Source organism: Enteractinococcus helveticum (assembly GCF_020742345.1).
In the GTDB taxonomy this organism is placed as follows: Bacteria; Actinomycetota; Actinomycetes; order Actinomycetales; family Micrococcaceae; genus Yaniella; species Yaniella helvetica_A.
The window spans coordinates 1-3,340 of sequence record NZ_DYXC01000099.1 but is presented as its reverse complement, the minus strand read 5'-3'; the positions used below and the strand labels follow the sequence as shown (position 1 = coordinate 3,340).

The window sequence follows — 3,340 nt, the reverse complement described above, 5'->3', positions numbered from 1 at the left end:
GAGTCTTCCGAATCCTCAACACCCAAAAAACATTCGCTCACGCCGCTTGACAGTTATAGAAGAGTCACAGTGCTGTTCCGATGTGAATCCACCCGGACTGGTACCGGCCACCAACGGCCACTGACCATGTCCATCACATTGGAAGGCACAACGACCGCTATGTCTATTGTCGCTGAAACACACCCGTTTGTCGTGGGTGTTGACACCCACGCCCGCAAACATGTCTACACCGTCCTGGCCGCTGCAACTGGTGCAGTCATTGCTACCGATGACTTCCCGACAACAGTAGCCGGCATCAATCGCGCGCTGGCCTGGGTAGCCAGGCGTACCGAAGCTGATGCCGACACGCTCTGGGTCATCGAAGGCACTGGCTCCTATGGTGCGATCCTGACCGGCACCGTTGCTGCCCACAGCTACCCAGTTGCCGAAGCGCCTCGCATGGAGCCCACGCAACGCTACGGGGTTGGCAAATCCGATGCACTGGATTCCCACCGGATCGCGACCGCCGCCTTGTCGTTACCCCTGACCGCGTTACGTCGGCCACGGCTCAACGATGGCATCCGCCAAGCCATTCAGATTCTGGTCACCGCTCGGGCTGCGATGACCAATGACCGCACCCGCTCCATCAACGCGCTGACCGCGCTTGTCCGAGCCAATGAGTTGGGCCTGGATGCCCGAGGCAAACTGAGCAAAAGCCAAATCGTGGAAGTCGCCAAGTGGCGCACCCGCAAAGAGGACCTGGCGATCTTGGTAGCTCGGGCAGAAGCCATCCGCTTGGCCAAAGACATCCAAGAGCTAGACCAGCAGTTGACAGCCAATGAACGGCAACTTGAAGAGCTCGTTCAGGTCAGTCACGCCGCACCGCTGCTGGAAGAAAAAGGCTTCGGGCCCGTCAGTGCAGCAAAATGCCTCGCAGCCTGGTCACATCCGGGTCGGGTGCCCTCCGAGGCGCAATTTGCGTCCCTTGCCGGGGTCAACCCCATTCCTGCCTCATCAGGAAATACCGTCAGACACCGGCTCAATCGCGGAGGCGACAGAAGCCTGAACAGCGCTTTGCATATGGTGGCGGTAAGCAAAATGACTCACGATCAGGAAACCAAATCCTACGTCACAAAACGAAGGGCCGAAGGCAAAACCGACCGCGAAATCCGACGCTGCCTCAAACGCTACCTCGCCCGCAGAGTTTTTAGAATCCTCAATACTCAGAATCAACGCTTGCAACCCGTTTGACAATCATAGAAGAGTCCCCATTCCCCAGGCCAGTATCGCAGAACTGGATTATCAGCCCGGTCGTGGCATCACCAAAGTCAGGATGCAACGCTATGGTGCCCATGACTGGTCGGCGGATCCAATGAATCTGTTAATCACTTCACCAACCGGTGGCGGCAAGACCTATCTGACCTGCGCGATCGGGATTGCTGCCTGCCACAACGGCCACAGCGTCTACTACACCCGCATGGACGATCTGGCACGCAAACTGGTCATTGCCCGCACCGATGGCATCGCCCACCAGAAACTCCTCAACACACTGTCAGACACCGAAGTACTGATCCTTGATGACTTTTTGACCGTAGGCATCGACACCAACGCGGCCAGCGACCTGTTTGCCGTCCTAGCCAACCGGGAACACCGATTGCCCACCATCATTAGCTCACAAACTGGACCAGCACACTGGGTTGATATCTTGCCCGACAGAGTAGCCGCCGACTCCATCGTCAACCGGCTAGCCAACAACGCCAGAAAGATCAACCTCGGCGACATCGACATGCGACAACACCAACAACTGAAAACCCAATCCCGCAAAGATTACTGGCAATAATCCCCCCAAGGAGGAACACCACGAACCGGCCCTGAAACACGGGCCGGTACCACCTCCCCAGAACTGAGGTACCAACTCCGTGGACCGGCAGTACCATCAGAGGCTACGCGCCAGCCATTGCGCACTATGATGCTGCAACAGACGGACGGGTGGAACGCAACCCTAGAACAGCATAGGCATAAAAGTGTCGCTGGAAGAGTTTCAAAACTTAATGTGTTAGCCATGCACCTAACACCACCCCTCCGACAGTAAAAAGAGAGGTAAAAATTTGAGAGTCCAGGGCTGCAAGAAAAATTCCATAGTCCGAGCTGCAGAGTTCTACGAATGAGTCTTTAGAGTGGGGCATAGATAAAATTTATCCTGATTGTGTTCGATTCATTTGGAGATAATGCGGCTTTGAACTTATCGACTTGAGCACATGCATGAGCAGGGTCATTGAGCCATGTTTTTCGGGTCGTGAACCCGGCTTGAAGCACGTTATCGACGGGGATGGTCCCGCGCCCGTGGAGGTCTTTTATCGCGACAGGAAACCAGCCATTATTCATGCCTTTGCGCACGGTAGCCCGAGAGGTATCGAACTGTTAGGTGATTTGAACGATGGTGGATTCAGGTCGCTTCGATGGATGGGTAGCTATGCCTGCAAACGGTTCACAGCGTGTGCATAGAGTTGAAAAAGTCGCTCAACGATGATTTTTTCATCGCATCCGGGTTCTAGCCCGTAGGCCCGTTCGACCGCAGCATCGAGTGAGTGGTGCGCTGCGGTGAGTTCTGAATACAACCAGTCATGGTCCGGGTCGTACATCTGGGCGATCGTGGTACCTTCGTACGCTTCACGTGCCTCAAGGACAGCTTGAGCATGTTCTGCGATTTCACATTCTTGGTCTTTAGTGACCTCGGGCCACACAAAGTTGTTATAAACGATGCCATTGGAATAGCTGAAGTCAGACTTCAAACGACCAGCAACGGTGCGCATCCAGGCATTGTGCACTCGAGAATGGAGAACGCCGAAGTGATACTTCGTGGCACCAGGAACTAAGCGGACTTTGTCACTGGCTAAAGTACCGGGTTCTAAAAACCCAATTGGGATATAACGACGTCGCTCTGAAGACACTTGGGGAATCAGTAGGGAATTTCCTGAAGGGATATTTTCTACGTGAAATCTAGTCGGACTTTCTGCAAGTTTTTGGGTGGGGACGCTCTTGCTGGCTAGCCGTGACTCTCTGACCGCTTGCACACGTTTAAGTACATAGGGCATCGCTTGTAGCTCTGCTGGCTTGGCATTGCCTAACCACATGACCCAACGTTCGATGCCCTTGATGAACTCCTGTCCTCCGTACCAGCGGTAAAAGAATTTTTCTGCCGCTGGTTCTAACGCCAGGAACTCGTCTTTTTCGGTGCTGTTGCAACTTGGGGCGGGAGCCAAGAAAGCTCCGTTTTTATTGTGTGATCAACGCTATGTGCCTGTGTTGTCAGGCCGTCTCGAATACCCGGCTAACAATCACTGCATCCGGATTCGGGTGA

General features: G+C 54.3%; 3 protein-coding genes. 2 read left to right on the top strand and 1 reads right to left on the bottom strand.

Going from position 1 to position 3,340, the window contains the following annotated elements; translation table 11 throughout:
- Window positions 1–159 precede the first annotated feature (159 nt).
- Together K8V32_RS09270 and K8V32_RS09265 are read left to right on the top strand one after the other, a co-directional pair.
- Window positions 160–1,230, top strand: a complete 1,071-nt coding sequence (locus K8V32_RS09270) for an IS110 family RNA-guided transposase (RefSeq protein ID WP_303906234.1) — start codon at window positions 160–162, stop codon at window positions 1,228–1,230.
- Complete coding sequence (locus K8V32_RS09265; protein ID WP_369681057.1) at window positions 1,199–1,819, top strand: ATP-binding protein; 621 nt, start codon at window positions 1,199–1,201, stop codon at window positions 1,817–1,819. Before K8V32_RS09270 ends, K8V32_RS09265 begins: the two co-directional genes overlap by 32 nt.
- Before the next feature lie 631 nt (window positions 1,820–2,450).
- Here the strand turns inward: K8V32_RS09265 and K8V32_RS09260 are convergent.
- Window positions 2,451–3,242: a type IIL restriction-modification enzyme MmeI gene (locus tag K8V32_RS09260; RefSeq protein WP_303906231.1), complete on the bottom strand. Its 792-nt coding sequence runs from the start codon at window positions 3,240–3,242 to the stop codon at window positions 2,451–2,453.
- Window positions 3,243–3,340 lie beyond the last annotated feature (98 nt).

What these genes read in the sequence shown, in the direction of transcription:
- K8V32_RS09270 (WP_303906234.1), top strand. Translation starts at nt 160, where the DNA reads ATGTCTATTGTCGCTGAAACACACCCGTTTGTCGTGGGTGTTGACACC.